This is a genomic window from Actinocatenispora comari (assembly GCF_017312725.1).
Lineage (GTDB): Bacteria > Actinomycetota > Actinomycetes > Mycobacteriales > Micromonosporaceae > Actinocatenispora > Actinocatenispora comari.
This window is the reverse complement of the sequence record NZ_BOPO01000127.1, coordinates 1-18058: the sequence shown is the minus strand read 5'-3', so window position 1 is coordinate 18058 and position 18058 is coordinate 1. Positions and strand designations below refer to the sequence as shown.

Annotated in this window: 19 protein-coding genes; 3 read left to right on the top strand and 16 right to left on the bottom strand. The window is 74.0% G+C overall.

Annotated features, from left to right (window positions below):
• Positions 1-22 precede the first annotated feature (22 nt).
• Entirely contained in the window at positions 23-739 is a 717-nt protein-coding gene (locus NUM_RS30475; RefSeq protein WP_207128370.1) for an alpha/beta hydrolase, read from the top strand.
• Between the two features lie 96 nt (positions 740-835).
• On the opposite strand, the gene NUM_RS30470 is transcribed toward NUM_RS30475, so the two are convergent.
• The 5 genes from NUM_RS30470 to NUM_RS30450 are packed head-to-tail and all read right to left on the bottom strand — an operon-like array spanning position 836 to position 4633.
• A complete protein-coding gene (locus NUM_RS30470) occupies positions 836-2026 on the bottom strand; it encodes an ATP-binding protein (protein WP_207128369.1) in 1191 nt (396 codons plus the stop codon).
• Between the two features lie 44 nt (positions 2027-2070).
• On the bottom strand, positions 2071-2640 hold the full coding sequence (locus NUM_RS30465; RefSeq protein ID WP_207128368.1) for a TetR-like C-terminal domain-containing protein: 570 nt from the start codon (positions 2638-2640) through the stop codon (positions 2071-2073).
• Complete coding sequence (locus tag NUM_RS30460; protein WP_207128367.1) at positions 2633-3433, bottom strand: alpha/beta fold hydrolase; 801 nt, start codon at positions 3431-3433, stop codon at positions 2633-2635. Before NUM_RS30460 ends, NUM_RS30465 begins: the two co-directional genes overlap by 8 nt.
• A gap of 32 nt (positions 3434-3465) precedes the next feature.
• Positions 3466-3954: a cytidine/deoxycytidylate deaminase family protein gene (locus NUM_RS30455; RefSeq protein WP_225918947.1), complete on the bottom strand. Its 489-nt coding sequence runs from the start codon at positions 3952-3954 to the stop codon at positions 3466-3468.
• On the bottom strand, positions 3947-4633 hold the full coding sequence (locus NUM_RS30450; RefSeq protein WP_207128365.1) for a RibD family protein: 687 nt from the start codon (positions 4631-4633) through the stop codon (positions 3947-3949). Before NUM_RS30450 ends, NUM_RS30455 begins: the two co-directional genes overlap by 8 nt.
• Before the next feature lie 119 nt (positions 4634-4752).
• Between NUM_RS30450 and NUM_RS30445 the strand changes: the two genes are divergently transcribed.
• A complete protein-coding gene (locus tag NUM_RS30445; RefSeq protein WP_207128364.1) occupies positions 4753-5091 on the top strand; it encodes a hypothetical protein in 339 nt (112 codons plus the stop codon).
• Positions 5092-5207: 116 nt separating this feature from the next.
• On the opposite strand, the gene def is transcribed toward NUM_RS30445, so the two are convergent.
• From def to NUM_RS30410, 7 genes are all read right to left on the bottom strand, one after another.
• Positions 5208-5747: a peptide deformylase gene (gene def / locus NUM_RS30440; RefSeq protein WP_207128363.1), complete on the bottom strand. Its 540-nt coding sequence runs from the start codon at positions 5745-5747 to the stop codon at positions 5208-5210.
• 58 nt (positions 5748-5805) lie between these two features.
• The gene (locus NUM_RS30435) at positions 5806-6369 is read right to left on the bottom strand and encodes a winged helix-turn-helix domain-containing protein (RefSeq protein ID WP_207128362.1); all 564 of its coding nucleotides are present in this window, start codon (positions 6367-6369) and stop codon (positions 5806-5808) included.
• 48 nt (positions 6370-6417) lie between these two features.
• Positions 6418-6852 (bottom strand): DUF6314 family protein, encoded by a 435-nt coding sequence (locus NUM_RS30430; RefSeq protein WP_207128361.1) that lies wholly within the window; start codon positions 6850-6852, stop codon positions 6418-6420.
• Positions 6853-6894: 42 nt separating this feature from the next.
• Entirely contained in the window at positions 6895-8154 is a 1260-nt protein-coding gene (locus NUM_RS30425; RefSeq protein WP_207128360.1) for an MFS transporter, read from the bottom strand.
• Between the two features lie 87 nt (positions 8155-8241).
• A complete protein-coding gene (locus NUM_RS30420) occupies positions 8242-9078 on the bottom strand; it encodes an LppU/SCO3897 family protein (protein ID WP_207128359.1) in 837 nt (278 codons plus the stop codon).
• A gap of 155 nt (positions 9079-9233) precedes the next feature.
• Positions 9234-10166: an LppU/SCO3897 family protein gene (locus tag NUM_RS30415; RefSeq protein WP_207128358.1), complete on the bottom strand. Its 933-nt coding sequence runs from the start codon at positions 10164-10166 to the stop codon at positions 9234-9236.
• 265 nt (positions 10167-10431) lie between these two features.
• Complete coding sequence (locus tag NUM_RS30410) at positions 10432-13848, bottom strand: UvrD-helicase domain-containing protein (RefSeq protein WP_207128357.1); 3417 nt, start codon at positions 13846-13848, stop codon at positions 10432-10434.
• Positions 13849-13993: 145 nt separating this feature from the next.
• Between NUM_RS30410 and NUM_RS30405 the strand changes: the two genes are divergently transcribed.
• On the top strand, positions 13994-14566 hold the full coding sequence (locus NUM_RS30405; RefSeq protein ID WP_207128356.1) for a GNAT family N-acetyltransferase: 573 nt from the start codon (positions 13994-13996) through the stop codon (positions 14564-14566).
• A gap of 36 nt (positions 14567-14602) precedes the next feature.
• Here NUM_RS30405 and NUM_RS30400 read toward each other — a convergent pair whose 3' ends face one another.
• The 4 genes from NUM_RS30400 to NUM_RS30385 form a co-directional block, all read right to left on the bottom strand.
• Positions 14603-15433 (bottom strand): hypothetical protein, encoded by an 831-nt coding sequence (locus NUM_RS30400; protein WP_207128355.1) that lies wholly within the window; start codon positions 15431-15433, stop codon positions 14603-14605.
• Positions 15434-15568: 135 nt separating this feature from the next.
• Complete coding sequence (locus NUM_RS30395; RefSeq protein ID WP_207128354.1) at positions 15569-16162, bottom strand: hypothetical protein; 594 nt, start codon at positions 16160-16162, stop codon at positions 15569-15571.
• Positions 16163-16319: 157 nt separating this feature from the next.
• Positions 16320-16865 carry a hypothetical protein gene (locus NUM_RS30390; RefSeq protein ID WP_207128353.1) on the bottom strand — a complete coding sequence of 182 codons (546 nt, stop codon included), beginning with the start codon at positions 16863-16865 and terminating at the stop codon, positions 16320-16322.
• Positions 16866-17038: 173 nt separating this feature from the next.
• Positions 17039-18058: HAMP domain-containing sensor histidine kinase (locus NUM_RS30385; RefSeq protein ID WP_207128352.1), on the bottom strand; the 1020-nt coding region annotated here is incomplete at its 5' end.

Genomic DNA, 18058 nt, shown 5'->3' with positions numbered 1-18058 from the left:
CTTCGCGTACCTATCGTGACGCATGCGCAGATTCACGGGGATTCTGCTGGTCGCGGTCGCGGTGCTCGCCGGCTGCGGTACGGCCGCCGGCAGCAGGGGAGCGAGTCGGTCGCCGCGGGCGGTACCGAGCCCGACGGTGAGCTGTCCGGAGGCGGGTGGCCGACGGATCAGCTTCGGCGCCGACCACGCCACCGGCCCGCTGTACGGGTCGGGCAGCAGCGGCGTGGTCCTGGTCAACCAGAGCGACCGGGACTGGTGCGGCTGGTTCCCGCTGCCGAAGGCGATCGCCGGCAAGGGCCGGATGTACCTGGGCTTCGACACCGCCAAGGCCGGTACCGTCGCCGACATCGGCAACGCGGTCGCCGAGCTCCGGCGGCGCGGCGCGAAGCACGTCGTGGTGGTGGGTGCCTCGGCGGGCGCGCGGGACTCGCTGGTGGCCGCCACGAAGATCACGCCGCGGGTGGACGCGGTGATCGCGCTCTCGCCGGAGCGCCGCGACTACGTCATGGCCGCGGTGCCGAAGCTGCGGGTACCGACGTTGATCGCGTCGGCGCGGCAGGACAGCTGGGTGCCGGCCGCCGACGCGAAGGCGATCGCCGCCGCGGTGCCCGCCCGGTACCGGCACCAGGTGCTCACCGACGGGTCCCGGCACGGCATCGACATGGCCACCTACGACGCGCCGAAGCCGGTGCTGCGGACCATCTCGTCGTTCCTCGACCGGTACGCCCCGGGCGGCTGATCCGGCAGCTCGGCTGGCGTGGGTGCCCCGGGGGCTGGCCCGGCCGTCTGGCGGGCGTGGGTGCCCCGCGCGCAGGGCGGCCGGCAGCACCGGGGGTCAGCCGGGCTGGGTGCGCAGGTAGCGGGCGAAGTGCGGGACGGTGAACGCGACCGTGCCGCGCTCGCCGGAGTAGATCAGCCCCTTCTTGATCAGCGAGTCGCGCGCCGGGGACAGGCTGGACGGCTTGCGCCCCAACGACTTCGCGATCTCGGCGGTGGCCACCGGCGCGTCCGCGTCGGCGAGCTCGGCCATCCCGCGCATGTACTCCCGCTCGGCCGGGGTGGCCCGGTCGTACCGGGAGCCGAAGAAGCCGACGGCGAGTTCCGCCTCCGCCGCAGGCCCGGCGACCCGAACGTCGGCCGCGGTGATCGGCGAGGTCGGCGCGTGGTCCCAGGTGGCCTTCCCGTACGCCTGAACGAAGTACGGGTAGCCGCCGGACAGCTGGTACAGCTCCGCCAGCGCGGCGGGCTCGAAGTCGACGCCCTCCCGGTCGGCCGGTGCGGTCAGCGCGCGGTCGGCGGCGTCCCGCTCCAGCCGGTCGATCCGGGTGTACCGGAACAGCCGCTCGGAGTACGACTTCGAGGCGGACAGCACGGCGGGCAGGTGCGGCAGCCCGGCGCCGACCACGATCAGCGGCGCGCCCAGCTGGGACAGCTCGTGGCAGGCGGCGCACAGCGCGGACGCGTCGGCCGGCCCGACGTCCTGCATCTCGTCGATGAACAGCGCGATCCCGGTACCGACGTCGGTCGCGATCGCCGCCGCGTCGGTGAACAGCTCGACCAGGTCGATCTCGATGTCGCCGGAGTCGGCCCGACCGGTCGCGGCCGGTACGTCGATGCCGGGTTGCCAGCGGTCCCGCAGCTTCGCGTTGGCGGGGTTGGACCGGAGCGCGAACGCCTTGAGCACGCCGAGGAACTCGTCGATGCGGTCCGGCGCGCGGTGCCGCGGGGCGAGCTCGCGGACGGCCATGTGCATCGCGGCGGACAGCGGCCGGCGCAGCGGCTGGTCGGGCCGGGCCTCGATCTTGCCGGTGCCCCAGAGCCGGCCGATCGCCTGGCTGCGCAGCGCGTTGAGCAGGACGGTCTTGCCGACGCCGCGCAGCCCGGTCAGCACCAGGCTGCGCTCCGGCCGGCCGCGCGCGACCCGCTCCAGCACCACGTCGAACGCGGTGACCTCGGTGTCCCGGCCGGCGAGTTCGGGCGGTCGCTGGCCGGCACCCGGTGCGTACGGGTTCCGGATCGGATCCACGTCTCGCACCGTATCGCACCGTCTAGCTCTGACACTAGATTCTCCTAGACGGACCTATGCATCTCGTGCAGCCCGGCGACGAACGTGTCGATCAGGACCCGGTAGCTGTCGTCGAGCTTCTCCGGCAGCCCGAACCCGCCGCCGATCTCCAGCAGGACGAACCCGTGCGCGGCGGCCCGCAGCCCCCGCGTCACGTGGATCGCGTCGGCGCCGTCCAGCCCGTACCCGCGGAGCACGGCGAGGAAGACCGCCACCGCGCGGTCACCGGCCCGGGTCAGCTCCGCATCGTCCGCCGGCTGCTGCGGCAGGGCGGCGTAGCGGTGCGGGTGCTCCTGCCCGTACCGCCGGTACGCGTGCAGCACGGCGGCCAGCGCGTCGTCGGTGCTGCGGCCCATCGCCGCCTGCTCGCAGCTCGCGGCGAGCTCGTCCAGTACCCGGACGCCGACCAGGTCGCGGAGCGCGCCGAGCCCCTTGACGTGCTTGTACAGCGACGGGGTGGCGACGCCGGCGTGCGCGGCGACGGCGGCCAGGGTCAGCCCCTCGACGCCGGCCTCGTCGAGTACGGCCAGCGCGGCGTCGACGACCGCGGCGGGGTTGAGGCCGGCCCTAGGCACCGAACGCCTCCTTCAGCAGCGCCAACGTGGCCGGCGCCACGACGTCGGGCGCCTCGGTGGCCGGGTAGTGCTTGACGCCGTCGACGAGCTGCACGGTGGCGTGCGGGAGCAGTCCCTGGGCCCGCTCGGCCTGCGCGGCCGGATCCGGAAAGTCGGGATCCTTCGACCCGTACATGACCAGGGTCGGCACCCGCACCTCGGCCAGCGCCTTGTTCGCCTCGGTCTTGTCCGCGTCGCCCATCGCCCGGACCGCCGTCATGCCGGTACGACCGAAGCTGCGCTTGACCAGCTCGCGGTTGGCGGCGAAGTCGGCCGGCAGCGTCGCGAACAGCGACTTCCAGTACGGCAGCCACAGCGCGCGGCGGCCCATCACCTGCCCGCTGACCAGCCGCATCACCGGGTTCATCGTCGGGTTGTCGGTGAACATGCTGAGCAGCACCAGCCCGGCGACCTGCACCGGCGCCTGCACGGCCGCCCAGGCCGCCGCGCTGGGCGAGAACGACGTCGCGACCAGCACAGCCGGCCCGCCGAGGTGCTCGATCAGCGCCAGCACGTCGGCGCCGACCGCCTCGGGCCGGTAGCTGTCCCACCCGGTACTCGACTCACCCTGGCCGCGCAGGTCGACGCTGGCCACCCGGTAGCCGGCCTCGGCCAGCCGCGGGGCGAGGAACCGGTAGCTCTGCCGCAGGTCGCCCGTCCCCGGCAGGGCGATCACCAGCGGGCCGTCGACCGGCCCGACCACCTCGTACGCCAGCTGTCCACCCGGCACGTCAAGAAACTCTGTGTTCGCCATAGCCAGTAAGCTAATGCTATTAGCTTCACTTGTCAACCGTGGGTTAGCAGGTGCACGTTGATGTCGGCCACCTCGGCCGCGAGCTCCGGCAACTGGAGCACCGTCACGCCGGCGTCGGCCAGCACCCGGGCACCGTCGCCGGCGACGAAGATCACCGGCTCCCGCCAGGCGAACACCACCCGCGCCACCCCGGCGGTACGGATCAGCTCGGCGCAGGTGTGCGGCCGGGACGCCCGCTGCGAACACGGCTCCAGCGAGCTGAAGACGGTGCTCCCCGGTGGCACCCGGCCGACCCGCTGGCCACCGGACAGCTGCACCGCGGCCGCCGGGTCGGCGTCGGCGAGCTTCGCCAGCGCCGACTCCTCCGCGTGCACCTTCTCGTCACCCTCCCGCGAGTACCCGCGGGCCAGCTCCGCGCCGTCCGGACCGACCACGATCGCGCCCACCGAGAACGCGGTCGCCGACGGCGGGCAGCGCCGCGACTCCTCGATCGCCGCGGCCAGCCAGTCCCGATCAGTCACCGTCGTCTCCCAGCAGGTAGCGCAGCAGTACCACGTCGTCGAGCTGGCGCACCTCCGCGAGCCGCATCCGGTGCCCGGCATCCCAGCGGTACCGGCCCGGGCCGGCGAACCGTGGCGCCGACTCGGCGCCGACGAACAGCGGCGCCACCACCAGCTGCAGCTCGTCCGCCAGCCCGGCGGTCAGGAACGCCGTGTGCACCTCGCCGCCGCCCTCGACCAGCAGCCGGCCGATGCCGCGGTCGGACAGGTCGGCGAGCAGCGCCGGCAGCTCGACCGACGCACCGGTGTCGATCACCGTGGTCGATCCGTGCAGCCGGTCGGCGAGCGCGGCGGCGGCCCCGCTCGGCGCGTACACCAGCTTGGAGGCCGGGCCGAAGGTGAAGAACCGGGACTCCGCCGGCAGGTCACCGGTGCTGGTCAGGGTCACCTTGACCGGTTGCGCGGGGCGCCCGTCGGCGGTGCGGTGCTCGGCCCGTACCGCGCCGACGACCAGGCGCGGGTCGTCGGCCCGCACCGTACCGGCGCCGACCAGGATCGCGTCGCATTCGGCCCGCACCGCGTCGACCCGGTCCAGATCGGCCGGACCGGACAGGATGAGCCGTTCGTCGCTGGGGTCGTCCAGGAAGCCGTCGACCGACATCGCCGCGCTCAGGATCACGTACGGCCGTGAATCAGGCATCCCGCCGCCTCCCGACGGCCGCCGACGCCGGCGCGCCGCGTCGGACCCCCGACAAACTCGGGGTCGATTCAGGGTGCCAGCACCATGGCGAAGCCGCCCCGAGCACGCACACTGGAGTCATGGGTACCATCATCGACCTCATCGCCACGGTCGTTGCCGTTGTCGGACTGCTCGTCGCGCTCGGCCACGACGGTTACCTGCTGCTGCTCGGTTCTGCCGCGAAGAAGCGGGCCGGCGGTGAGCCGGTGGCCCGGTTCGTTCGGGGTCGCTGGCCGATCGCCGTGCTCGCCACCGTCGGCGCGCTGATCGGCCTCGCCTTCACCGGCGGCGGCGCGTTCGCCGACATCGTCGGCCTGCTGATCGGCGCCGGCAGCGGCTACGCGGCGGCCACGTCGCTGCAGAAGACCAGGAAGAAGTTCCTCGACGGCCGCGGCTACCCCGAGCTCCCGGGGCAGTGACCCCTCGGCCCGGGGCCGACCGTCGTCGATCATGGCGCGGGGCGGACGGAAATCGCTTTCCGTTCGGTACCGCGCCATGATCGACGCTCAGCGGGTCAGGAGCATCGGGCGCGGCGTCAGCCGAGGCGCCAGGGAGCGCCGGCCGGCTCCCGGCGACTGGCGGGCAGGAACCAGGACGACTCCCGCACCGCCCGCATGGCCTTGCGCCGCTCGGTCACGTCCAACCGGTCCAGGTAGAGCAGGCCGTCCAGGTGGTCCGTCTCGTGCTGCAGGCACTGCGCGAGCACGCCGGTACCGCTGACCACCACCGGCTCGTTGCGCAGGTCGACGCCGCGGCACACCGCCCGCACCGCACGCACGGTCGGGAACCACAGCTCCGGTACCGACAGGCAGCCCTCGTCGATCTCCCGCCGCTCCTCGGACAGCTCGACGATCTCCGGGTTCAGCACGTACCCGAACTGGTCGTCGACGTTGTAGCTGAACGCGCGCAGGCTCACGCCGATCTGGTTCGCGGCGAGGCCGGCCCGGCCCGGCAGTTCCACCGTCTCCAGCAGGTCGGTGACGAGCTCCGCGGTCCGCGGGCCGAAGTCGGTGACCGGGTCGCAGATCGTCTTCAGCACCGGGTCACCGAAGTGCCGCAACTCCTGGATGCTCACGACCGCTCCTCCTTCGTCGGAACGGCCACCGGGCAACCCCGGCGATTCGCACGCTCGCTCATGGTCGATCCTTCGTCTCGGGCAGTGGTGTCTCGGGCAGCAGCGGGAACAGCCGCAGGACCGCGCCGACCGGTCCGGCTCCGGCGGGGCGGGCGCTCGGGTCGTGCTCCCGGCCCGCGTACCGGTGCAGCACGCCACGGATCTCCCCGGCCAGGGCCTGCAGCTCGGCCGGGGTCAGGTAGAGGACCGCGCTGTCGGCGGCGTCGGCCTGCCACTCCGGCGGTGCGTCGGCGCGCTGCGCCAACCAGCGCCGGTACCCCTCGTCCTCCAGCTCGCGGGACAGCTCGCCGAGCCCGGTCACCGGGGCCGTTTCGGCCGCCGGCTCCACCCCGCGCAACCGCCAGGGCCGCACCCGGCCGCGAGCCGGCGCCGGTTCGAGGTAGCCGTACCGGGCGAGCTGGCGCAGGTGGAACGAGCAGAGGCCGCTGCTGTGGCCGAGCCGGCGGGCCGCCTCGGTCGAGGTCACCGTGCCGAGCTCGCGCACCAGGTCGAGCAGTTGGGCCCGGATGGGATGGCGGAGCGCTGCGCCTTCGACGCGTCGGGCCCGCTCCTCCTCCGTCATGCTTTGCAAAGCTACCAGCTTTGCAAAGAACCGCTCGACGAGGGGCGGTCAGACCCGGTCGAACGTGGTCAGCAGGTGCAGGTCCTTCGCCGGCCCGGTGACCGTCCAGTCCTGCACGAACGAGTCGGCCGACGTCACCCGGAACCCGCCGGCGTACCCGTCCGCACGGCACGGGTGCGTCACCGACCAGGCGCCGCCGCGCAGATCGAGGTCGTGGAAGAACCGGCCGTCCTCGAACTCGACCCGGACCAGCGCGCCGTCGCCGCGGTACCGCAGCCGCCGCCAGGCCGGGCCCCGGTGCGGGCCGAACGTCAACTCGCCGCGTTCGGTGTAGTCGAGGCCGCCGGGCACCGGCACGAACTCGCCGAACCCGGTGAACGTGCCGGTCTGGCCGGCGCGCGCGTCGGTGAGCCCGCGGTCCAGCCGCCACCGGCCGGCCAGGTAGGCGATCGTGTCCGGCACCGGGTAACGCACGTCGTTCACCGCTCCAGCGTCGCATCCGGCCCGGCCGCCACCGAGCTCGGCTCACCGGCCCGGCACGGCGGGCGGCGCCGCCGGCAGGTCCCGTACCGACCGGCTCAGCAGTCCGGCCGCCACCGTCACGGCGACCACCACCGCGCCGAGCCCGGCCACCGCCCGGGCCGGGAACGCGGCGCCGAGCCAGCCGGCCGCCACCTGCCCCAGTGGCAGTGCCACGAACGAGCCGAGCGCGTCGTACGAGGAGACCCGGGACAGCGCGTCCAGCGGCACGTGAGTGGCGAGCGACGTCTCCCAGGTGACCGAGAACAGCCCGATCCCGAACCCGCCGGCCAGCGCCAGCACCAGCAGCAACGGCCAGCCGTGCGGCCAGAGCCCCAGCGCCGCCATGGCCGGTACCAGCCCGAACACCCCGGCCATGCCGACCAGCAGCGGCCGGCGCGGCCGGTACCGGAGCAGCACCACCATCGCGACGAGCAGGCCGGCCGACTGTGCGGAGACCGCGAGCCCCCACACCTTGCGACCGAACGTCTCGTCCGCGATCACCGGGCCGAGCGTGGTCCAGGCGCCGGCCTCGACCGCGTTGATCACGCCGAACGCCAGTACCACCACCCACAGCCAGGTGCGGGAGGCGAACTCGCGCCAGCCGTCCCGCAGGTCGCGCAGTACCGAGGTGGCCTCGGCCCGGTCCGCTGCCGGCAACCGCAGGCCGACCAGCAGCGCCGCGCTGACCGCGAACGAGGCGGCGTCGACGGCGAGCCCCCAGCCGGAACCGAACGCGGCCACCGCGATGCCACCGAGCGCGGCACCGGCGATGCTGCCGCCGTTGCGGGCGAACCCGCCGAGCGCGCTGGCCTGCTGCAACTGCTCCCGCGGTACCAGCTGGGGCAGCACCCCGGTCATCGCCGGCATGATGAACGCGACCGCCGTACCGTTGACCGCCTCGATCACCGCGAGCTGCCAGATCTGCGCCACGCCGGTGAGCACCAGGGCCGCGGCGACGGCCTGGGTGGCGAACGAGACGAGGTTGGCCGCGACCATCACCAGGTGCCGCGGCAGCCGGTCCGCGAACACGCCACCCAGCAGCAGGAACACCACCAGCGGGACGCTGCGTGCGGCGAGCACCAGGCCGAGGTCGGCGGACGAGCCGGTCAGGTCGAGGACCGCGAACGCGAGCGCGATGGTGGCGAACCCGCTGCCGAGCACCGACACCAGCCGGGCACCGAGGTAGCGCCGGAACCCGGTGCTGCGCAGCGGCCCAGGGCTGCGCGTCGACCCGGGACCACGTGTCGACCCGGGCTCCCCCATGGGGCGCAAGGCTAAGCCGCCCGCCGGGGGAGCACCATCCGATTACGTGGCGGTCACTTCTGAGTGGCGATCACTTCTGGGTGGCCGTCACTTCTGGGTGGCCAGGCACAGCACGAACGACTTCTTGCTGTCCGCGTAGGAGGTGAACTTGTACGTGTAGTTCGTCTCCGGCTTCGGGCACTTGGCGTCGTTGGTGGTGCCGTTGATCCGGTCGATGACCTTCAACGCGCCCTTCGCCGAGCACTTCGACGGCGTGACACTGTTGCCGGTCTTGGGCGGCACCACGCAGTCGCCCTTCTGCACGCCGGCCGCCTTGACCTCACCGCTCGGGCTGGTGGACGGGCTCGCCGAGCCCTTGCCCTTGTCGCCGCCCTTCGCCTCGGTGCTGGAGTGCGACTTGCCGGGGCCGAAGAAGAAGTACCAGCCGGCGCCACCGCCGCCCAGCAGCACCACCACGATCAGCACGATGACCAGGACCAGCGGACCCTTGCCCTTCTTGGGCTGCTGCGGCGGCGACATCGGCGCGCCACCGCCGTCCCACGACGGCGGGCCCGCCGGGTTCGCCTCGAAGCCGCCGAACCCGCCGTCCGGCGGCGGCGCACCGAAACCGCCGTCCGGCGGCGGGGCACCGAACGCGCCGTCCGGCGGCGGCGCACCGAAACCGGAGTTCGCCGGGGCACCGAAACCCGGATCCGGCGGCGGAGCGCCGAAGCCGCCCTGCGGCGGGGTGGGCGGCGGACCGCCGAACGGGTTGGACTCGTCGGGCATCGGCCCGGGCGGGCCGGCCGGCGGGGGACCGCCGAAACCGCCACCGGGCTGCCCACCGAACGGGGACTGCTCCGGCGGGCCGGGGGGTGGCCCGGGCCAGGACCCGTCCGGCTGCCCGTACGGCCGGTCACCACCTGGCGGCCCGTAGTGCGACATCGATCCTCCTCGGCTACATCCGCGTCCGCGCGAACTGGACAGCAACGGTAACCGGCGCTGTCAGGTCCCCCGGTGCCGGTACGCACACCGCACCGCCCGTCGGGAACGATGCTCGACGGACGGTGACGGTGTCGCTCTTCAGCGTGTGATGCCGGTCAGTCCTGCTTCTGCAGGCAGAGCACGAAGTCCAGGCTGGACAGGTCGCTGCCGAACTTCTGGTAGTAGCTGCTGTCCGAGCCGGCCACGTTCTTGCACTTGTCCGTGTCGTGGGTGCCGCGGTACTTCTTCAGCACCTTGTACGTGCCCTTGGCGCAGTCGACGATCTTCAGGTTCGGCTTCGAGTCGGTGCCCTCGTTCTTGACGCACTGACCCTCCTGGACCGAGTACGCGTCGCCACCCGGCAGCGTCGCCGACGGCGTCGGTGACTCGGACGGGCTGGGGCTCTCCGACGTCGGCGACGGGCTCGCGCTGGTGGGCCGCGCGGTCGGGGTCGGGTTCGGGTCGGGGCCGCCACCGCGCCCGGCGATCGCCCAGACACCGACGCCGACCACCCCGAGCAGCACCACCGCGACCACCACGATGATCGCGATCATCGGGCCCTTGCTCTTTTTCGGCGGCTGGTTGAAACCGCCGGGCCCCCAGCCGCCACCCCCGCCGTACGGCGGCGGTCCGCCACCGGGCGGCATGCCGGGACCGCCCGGCCCCGGCGGCATCGGCGTGGTCTGCCCGTACGGATCCTGGCCGTATGGACCGGGCTGCCCGTATCCCGGCCCGCTGGGCTGGCCGTAGCCGGCGCCGCTGGACGGATCCTGGCCGTACCCGGGTGGCCCGCTCGGCTGACCCCCGTACCCAGGCCCGCTCGGCTGGCCGCCGTAACCGGGGCCGCTCGGCTGACCCCCGTAACCGGGGCCGCTCGGCTGACCCCCGTAACCGGGGCCGTTCGGCTGCCCGTACGGCGGCTGGCCGGGCGGGTTCGCCGCGGGATCGGGCGGCCCGTACGGCGAGGAACCGCCGGGTTGGCCGCCACCCTGCTGCCACGGGTCCTGCGGCGCTCCCGGGTAGCCGCCGGGCGGTCCGTAGTTCGACATCGTTCCTCCTCGCCACGGTCGCCGGCCCGAGGCACCCCGCCGCACCCCGCGTCGGTCGTCACCAGCGCGAGGCGTGCGACCGTTGTCCCCGTCACGGTAACCGGAGAACGCGCCCCAGCCGTACGGGCGGCGCAACCCGAACCGTTTCCGGCTACGCACCGTGGGCAGGATGGGCTGCATCGACCGGCCACCGCGTCGTCACCGCGGTCGACGGTGCGCTCAACCACACCCCGTTCCGGCTTCGGCTGGTGGCGCCGGCCGTTGCTCAGATGAGCCGGAGCTGACGGGCCCGCGGCTTCGCCGGCTCCGGCACGTCGCCGAGCCGGTCGTACAGCCGGTGGTCGATCGCGGCCAGGAACGGCGAGTCGGCCACCGGTCGCGGTTCGGTGTCACCGCGGCGCTGCCGCCGGGCCGCGTGCGAGAGGTAGAGCCGGTCCTTCGCCCGGGTGATCCCGACGAACAGCAGCCGGCGTTCCTCGGCGAGCTGCTCGTCGGTCGGCGGCCGGCCGGGCAGCCGGTGCGGCAGCAGCCCGTCCTCGCAGCCGACCAGGAACACCACCGGGAACTCCAGCCCCTTGCTGGCGTGCAGGGTCAGCAGCGTGACCCGGTCGGCGCGCGGGTCCCAGGTGTCCACCTCGGCGCCGGTGGCCAGCTCGGCCAGGAACGTCTCCAGGTCGGCGCCGCAGCGGGCGGCGAGCGGCATCAGCAGCTCGACCGCGGTGTGGATGTCCGCGTCGGTCAGGTTCTCGTCGGGCCGGTCACCGCGACCGACGAGTACCTGCGCGGTCAGCCGGACCCGGGCCGCGATCGCGCCGTCGATGCCCGTCGCGTACCGCATCTCGTCGACGATGGCGGCGACCCCGGGGCGGTCCAGCAGCCGGTCGTGCGAGCGCTTCTGTACCGGTACGCCGGAGCGGGACAGCGCGTCGATGATCGGACCGGCCTGCGCGTCGGTGCGGTACAGCACCGCGATGTCGGCGAACGACACGCCGCCGAGCGGCCCGTGCTCGCGCGAGTCGACCCGCCCGGAGTCGAGCGCGTGGAACGACGACCCGCCGACCAGCGCGTCCACGGTACGGGCGACGAAATCGGCCTCGTCCGCCGGTGACGACGCCGAGTACCGGGTGATCCGGGCACCGTTGATCGCACCGCGCCGGGCCGGCGCCAGGCTGCGCCCGGCGACCAGGGTGTCCGGCGCGATCGCCTGTACCGCCGCGGCCAGGATCGGCGCGGTGGACCGGTAGTTGCGGGTCAGCCGGACCACGGTCGCGGTCGGGAAGTCCTCCGCGAACCGCAGGAAGTAGCCGACCTCGGCGCCGCGGAACGAGTAGATCGACTGGTCCGGGTCGCCGATCGCGCACAGGTTGCCGTCCGGCGGGCACAGCAGCCGCAGCAGCGCGTACTGGGTGTCGTCGACGTCCTGGTACTCGTCCACGAACACGTGCGTGTACCGCTGCCGGTAGGCGGCGGCCAGCCCGGCGTCCTTGCCGAGCAGCTGCACCGGCAGCCGGACCAGCTCGTCCAGATCGACCAGATCGCGAGCGCGCAGCGCCGCGGTGTAGTCCTTGACCAGGTCGGTCAGGTCGTCGGCGGGCTCGGGACGGTCGCCGCCGGCGTCGACCGCGACCGGGTCGGGCCGGCCGTCGCTCGGTGCCGCGTCGCGCGCATCGACGCGGAGCCGGCCGGAGGTACGGCGGAACTCCTGCAACTGCCGAAGCAGCCGCCGGGCCTGCGCGGTCTCGTCGTCCGGCAGGCCGGCCGCCTCACCGACCGCGTCGAGTTGCTCGTCCGCATCCGCGATCCGGAACCCGGCGGTCAGCCCGAACCGGCCCGCGTGTTCCCGCACGATCGACAGGCCGAGCGCGTGGAACGTACTGACCGTCGCGCCGGCACCGGTGGCCGCGTCGCGCGGTTCCGGCTGCGCCGCCGCCAGCAGGAACCGCAGCCGCTCCCGCATCTCGTCCGCGGCCCGCCGGGTGAACGTGATCGCCAGGCACCGCTCGGCCGGCACCCCGCACTCGGCGATCAGGTGACCGAGCCGCTGGATCAGCGTCCGGGTCTTGCCGGTACCGGGGCCGGCGATGATCAGCACCGGGCCGTCGGTGACCTGCGCGGCGGCCTTCTGGTCCGGGTCGAGCAGGTCGAGCAGCCCGGTACCGAGCCGCTCCATCCCGGTGATCACCGGTTCCACGTGGTCGAGCCCGGCGAGCGCCTCCGGCGGCGCCGTCCCGTCCGCGGCGAGCAGCTCGTCCTGTGCCGGCACCGCGCGCTGCCGTGGCACCGGACGCGCCTTCGTACCACCGGCGGACCGCTTGCGCGGCACCGCGTTCGGGTCCGGCGCCAGGTCGAACAGCGCGCCCGCGGACCCGTCGGTCAGCTCGCCCGGTTCGAACAGCTTCACCCTGCCGTACTCCCCGTCGTACCCGCCCTCGCGGCGCACCTCGCCGCGGCGCAGCCGGGCCACCGCCTCGCCCAGCTCGGCGCCGCCGACCCGGGTCACCTCGTCGATCGGCACCTCGGTGAGGATGGACAGCTCCGAGCCCAGCTCGGCGACCAGCGACACGACCTTGCCGTCCACGGTCTTGCTCTTCGGCCCGACGCCGTGGATCTCACCGAGGATCTCCGGCAGCGGTACCAGGTTGCGGAACGGCGCGGCCCGCTCCGGCCGGTGCCCGTCGGGCCGGTCGGCGAGCGCCTCGACCCGGTGCAGTACGCCGACGGTCAGCGGCTTGTCGCAGGTCGGGCAGCGGCCGTCGAGCTTGCGGGTCTGCTCCGGCTCCAGCCGTACCGCGCACTTGCGGTGCCCGTCGAGGTGGTACTTGCCCTCCTCGGGGAAGAACTCGATCGTGCCGGCGAGCCCGTCCCGGGTGCGCAGCGCGTCGCGCATCGCGAAGAAGTCGTACGGCGTGTGGAAGACCGTCGCCTCCCGGCCCAGCGCCGGCGGCGAGTGCGCGTCCGAGTTCGACACCAGCGCGTACCGGTCCAGCGCGGACACCCGCCAGTTCATCGGCGGGTCCGACGACAGCCCGGTCTCGATCGCGAAGATGTGGTCGGCCAGATCGGCGTAGCAGTCGGCGATCGCGTCGAACCCGGACTTCGAACCGAGCGCGGCGAACCACGGCGTCCACACGTGCGCCGGCACCAGGTAGCCGTCCGGCGACGCCGCCAGCGTGATCTCCAGCAGGTCGCGCGAGTCCAGGCCGAGGATCGGCCGGCCGTCCGAGCCGAGGTTGCCGATCCGGCCCAGCGCCGCGTTGAACCGGGCCACCGCGGCCAGATCCGGCAGGTACACCAGGTGGTGCACCTTGCGGGTGGCGCCGTCCCGCTTGTAGATCGTGGAGATCTCCACGCTCAGCATGAACCGGGTGGCGCCCCGGCAGGACGGCGCGAGCTTCTGGTCAACCGCGCGCTCCAGCTCCGGCCGCAGCCGGTACAGGCCGGGTTCGGCCTCGACGAGCTGCTCGGTCAGCGCCGCGTGCCACGCCGGGTGGGTGAAGTCACCGGTACCGACGACGGCGACGCCCTTGCGCCGTGCCCACCACGCCAGGTGCTCCAGATCGCAGTCCCGGCTGCACGCCCGCGAGTACTTCGAATGCACGTGCAGATCAGCATGGAACCGACAGCGCTCCGAAGAGCCCTGACGACCAGAGGGTGGGGCGCTGTCGTGCGGCACGCCCGGCATCCTGCCATGAAACTCTGCGTCACCTACCGGGGCTCGCCGGTAGGGCGCGGCCGGCCCGGCCGGACGCTCGTTTCCCCCGGTACCGGACCGGGACACCCGCGGGTGGCTGCCGGCGGCGTGGTGCCGGTACGAGAGCATGGGTGGGGTGGATGTGCTGGTGGACGGGGACCTGGCGGTGCGGCCGATGGGCGAGGGCGACTTCGCCACGATGGCCGGCTGGCTGTCGGACCCGCGCGTGCTGAGCTGGTTCGGCGGCCGGGATCGCCCGATGTCACTGCTCGACGTCACCGCGAAGTACACACCGCGGCTCGCCGGCACGGTGCCGATCCACTGCCTGATCGCCGAGTACCACGGGATGCCGGTGGGCTACCTGCAGTTCTACCGCTGGCGCGACTTCGCCGCGGACGCCGCGGTGCTGCGACTGTCCACTTTGGACAACCCGTACGGGATGGATCTGTTCGTCGGCCGGCCCGAGCTCTGGGGCGCCGGCCTCGGGACCCGGATGCTCCGGCTCACCCTCGACCACCTGTTCGGCACCCTCGGCGCCCGGCGCGTGGCACTGTCCGCGATGTCACACAACTACCGGGCGCAGCGCGCCTACCAGAAGGCCGGCTTCCGCCGGGTCCGCCTGGTACCCGACGCCGAAGTGCACGAGGGCGTCGCCCGCGACGAGTGGCTCATGGTCGCCGACCGCCACTCCTACGCCGCCCCGTCCTGATCGATCCGACCGCCGCCGGCGACGGCGTTCGACGGGTCAGGTGCAGTCGAGGAGGTTGCGGGCGGCGGGTGGGGCGGTGCTCAGCGCGTGACACGGGTACGAGCCGACCGCCACCGCGTGCCAGCCGCCGGTGCCGTGCTGGAGCACCGCCCGGATGGTGCCCACCTTCGGCGCGGACAGGTCCGCGACCAGGTACTCGTCGGCGCAGCGCCGGGCCGCCACCGTGGTACCGGTGGGCAGCCCGTCCGTCGCCTTCAGCGCGGCGAGGGTGAGGATCGTCCGGTCGCTCGGCGCGTACGCCGGGCACGCCGTCACCGCGGGCGCCGGCGCACCGCCGATCGGTCCGGTACCGGTGGGCAGCGGGACCGTGGTCCCCGGGCCGGGTGGCAGGCCCGTACCGGGCTGGCTGGGCGCCGGCGAGGTGCTCGGGCAGCCGGTCTCGCCGGGCACGCCGGGGTTGGGGGTGCCGATGCCGCCGGTGGGCGGCCCGGTGCCGGGCGTTCCGGTGGCCCCGCCCGGCGGCCGGTAGGTGCCGGTCGGGTACGGCGGGGCGGTGGCGGTCGGCGGCACCGGTCCGTCGGTTTCCCCGCCGCCGGCGCCGGGCGCCCCGGTCGTCGGCGCACCGGCACCCGGCTGCGCCCCGGCCGTCGGCAGTCCGCCGTACGCCCCGGGGGTCGAGCCGTCGGGGGTGACTCCGAGACCGGGCAGGCCGGTCGATGACGCGCTGCAGCTGCTGCCCACCGGCGTGGGTGACTTGCTGACGACCGGCGCCTCGGGCAGGTAGGTACGGACGCAGCCGGCGGCGGCGAACAGCACGGCGCCGAGCGACACCGCGCACAGTGCCGCCCGCCGGACTCCGCCTGCCATGCCCTGTGTGTACCGCAATCCACGCCGAACCGAAAAGACCGCACCGATCTCATTCGGATAAGAGGTCCCCACGCCGTTCCGTCGGGGCCTCGGGAAGCCGAATCCGGCGCGGCCCGACGTACCCCGCACCGTGGGTCAGCCGCAGGTGTTCCAGCGGTGCTCGTCGAAGCCGGAGCAGATCTGTGGGCGCGCGCTGTTGAAGCCGCCCCGGGCGGTACCGCTGGCGGACACGGTACGGCCGGCGTCGGTCAGGGTGATCGTGCAGCTGACGTGGCCACTGCCGTTCAGTTGCGCGGTGATCGAGTAGTACCGCGCCGACACCGTGAGCCGCTCGCGCGCGGTGAAGGGGAGGCTGGCCGCCTGCGATCCTCCGGTGGACGGCCCGTAGGAGATGTCGATTCCGGCCGGCGCCGAGCCGGTGCAGCGGTAGGTCACGCCGTCGGGGGCCGTCCCGGTTGCCGATGGTGACGCTCCGTGCGGGTCGGCGGGTGCGGCACGCGTCGTCCCGGCCGTCGGCGTCCGGGGCGCCGTCGACCGGCCGGACGGCGCCGCGTCGACGGCCCCCGGCGCGGCGTCGGAGCCGCGCCGCTGCACCAGCGCCACGGTGATCGTGCTCGCCGCCCCGATCAGGGCCGCCGCGATGGCGCCGACCAGCGCGATCTTGGCACCGGTGATCGTCGGATCCGGTTTGGCCGGGTCTCGTGCCTTCGCGCCGGTCGGGCGGCTCATCGACCGATTGTCCCGCGGCATGCCCGGCACCGACGGAGACGGAGCCGGATAAGAAATCTCCGATCGCGCTGTGGGCGTCCACCAACGTCGCCGACACCGGCTCGGCCCCGAGCCCCCGTCGTACCCGCCGGCGGTGGCCGGTCGGGCGACCGGTGGTCTACTTGTCGACCACCACGACCAGGCGGGCGGTGTCGGTCTTGCCCTGCTCCCGGCCGGCGACGCCGATCTGCTCGTTCGGCTTCACCGCGGACGCCGCGGTGCGCTGCTGGTGGGCGCGTACCCGGGTCTTGTCGGTCAGCCGCCAGGTCTCGGTGAAGCCGTCGGAGGACTTGACGGTCAGTTCCGTCGAGGTCACCGACACCACGGTGCCGCGCTGTACCGCGACCGTCTGCGGGCCCTTCTTGGTCTGCACCGTGACGCTGCCGTGCAGGGTGTGCTTCCGCAGGTACCGGCGCAGCCGCGGATGCTTGTGCCGGGCCTGCTGGCCGCCCGGAGTGGCGGACGCGCTGGGGCTCGTCGTGGTGGACACGTCCGAGGTGTCCGTCGTCGAGATGCCGAGCGCGGACATCGCCTGCTGGTCCACCGAGTCCACGTCGCCGGCGGTGGTCGCGGCCGCACCGCAGCCGGTGAGGACGACCAACCCGGCCACGCCCGCGGTCGCGGCGAGTGCCCAGCGCCGACCCGTACGATTCCTGTCCCGCACCGTTCCTCCTTCGCCGGGCGCCGACAGGAAGGGCTGTCGACACCTCGTAGCCGAACACGACAGCGACAGCCTGCCGCCCGCGGACGCGGCTGGCGTCAGGCGAATGTTCGGATCAGGTAAGGATCGGCCGGGGCGGTGGCGGCGCCGCACACCCGGCGCGGGGAAGGGCTGCGTCACCGTGCCGCGGGTGGCGCGGTGACCGGCAGGGTCACAGTGAAGGCGGCACCGCCCTCGGGGGCGTGGCCGGCGGTGATCCGGCCGCCAAGCCGGTCCACCAGCCGGGCCGCGAGCGCGAGCCCCAGCCCGGTGCCGACCCGGCGGACCCCGCGGTACTTGCGGTACAGCCGGCCCCGCTCGAACGCGGTCGCCAGGTCGTCGTCGGACAACCCCGGCCCGCCGTCGCGTACCTCCAGCACCGCCTGCCGGCCGTCGGTGCGCACCGCGAGCACCACCGGCCCGCCGGGCGGTACCACCCGGAACGCGTTCTCCACCAGGCCGTCCAGCACCTGCCGCAGCCGGCCCGGGTCGGTGCGCACGCCGACCGGACCCGGCGGTACCTCGGTGCGCAGCACCAGGCCGCTGGTCCGGCACCGCGCGGCCCAGGCGGTCGACGCCGCGGTGATCAGGTCGACCAGGTCGACGTCGACCAGCTCGATCGGGAAGTCCTGCGCGGCCAGCCGGGCCAGCGCGAGCAGGTCGGTCACCAGCCGGTCCAGCCGGGCCGACTCGGCGAGCACGGTGGCGCCGGCGGAACGCACCGCGGCCTCGTCCGGCAGTACGCCGTCGGCGAGCGCCTCGCCGTAGCCGCGGATCGCGGTCAGCGGGGTACGCAGCTCGTGCGACACCGACAGCAGGAACTCGCGCTGCCGGCCCTCACTCTCGGTCAGCGCGCCGGCCAGCTGGTTCAGCGCCGACGACAGCTCCGCCACCTCGGCCGGATCCTCCACCGGCAGCCGTACGCTCCGGTCCCCGGCGGACATCCGCCGCGCCGCACCGGCCGCCCGTCGGATCGGGCCGGACAGCCGGCGGGCCAGCAACACCCCGGCGAGCAGGCCGGCGATCAGCCCGGCGACCAGCGCCAACGCCAGCGGCAGCACTGCCGCCGCCGGCAGCAGCCGCGGTACCGGCTGAGCCAGCACGACGCCGTCACCGGTGCCGGTGGGCCGGCCGGCGAGCAGCACCCGCCGCCCGCC

What these genes read in the sequence shown, in the direction of transcription:
- NUM_RS30425 (WP_207128360.1), bottom strand. Translation starts at nt 8,154, where the DNA reads ATGGGGGAGCCCGGGTCGACACGTGGTCCCGGGTCGACGCGCAGCCCT.
- NUM_RS30420 (WP_207128359.1), bottom strand. Translation starts at nt 9,078, where the DNA reads ATGTCGCACTACGGGCCGCCAGGTGGTGACCGGCCGTACGGGCAGCCG.
- NUM_RS30395 (WP_207128354.1), bottom strand. Translation starts at nt 16,162, where the DNA reads ATGAGCCGCCCGACCGGCGCGAAGGCACGAGACCCGGCCAAACCGGAT.
- NUM_RS30475 (WP_207128370.1), top strand. Translation starts at nt 23, where the DNA reads ATGCGCAGATTCACGGGGATTCTGCTGGTCGCGGTCGCGGTGCTCGCC.
- NUM_RS30450 (WP_207128365.1), bottom strand. Translation starts at nt 4,633, where the DNA reads ATGCCTGATTCACGGCCGTACGTGATCCTGAGCGCGGCGATGTCGGTC.
- NUM_RS30445 (WP_207128364.1), top strand. Translation starts at nt 4,753, where the DNA reads ATGGGTACCATCATCGACCTCATCGCCACGGTCGTTGCCGTTGTCGGA.
- NUM_RS30460 (WP_207128367.1), bottom strand. Translation starts at nt 3,433, where the DNA reads ATGGCGAACACAGAGTTTCTTGACGTGCCGGGTGGACAGCTGGCGTAC.
- NUM_RS30435 (WP_207128362.1), bottom strand. Translation starts at nt 6,369, where the DNA reads ATGACGGAGGAGGAGCGGGCCCGACGCGTCGAAGGCGCAGCGCTCCGC.
- NUM_RS30400 (WP_207128355.1), bottom strand. Translation starts at nt 15,433, where the DNA reads ATGGCAGGCGGAGTCCGGCGGGCGGCACTGTGCGCGGTGTCGCTCGGC.
- NUM_RS30410 (WP_207128357.1), bottom strand. Translation starts at nt 13,848, where the DNA reads ATGCCGGGCGTGCCGCACGACAGCGCCCCACCCTCTGGTCGTCAGGGC.
- NUM_RS30415 (WP_207128358.1), bottom strand. Translation starts at nt 10,166, where the DNA reads ATGTCGAACTACGGACCGCCCGGCGGCTACCCGGGAGCGCCGCAGGAC.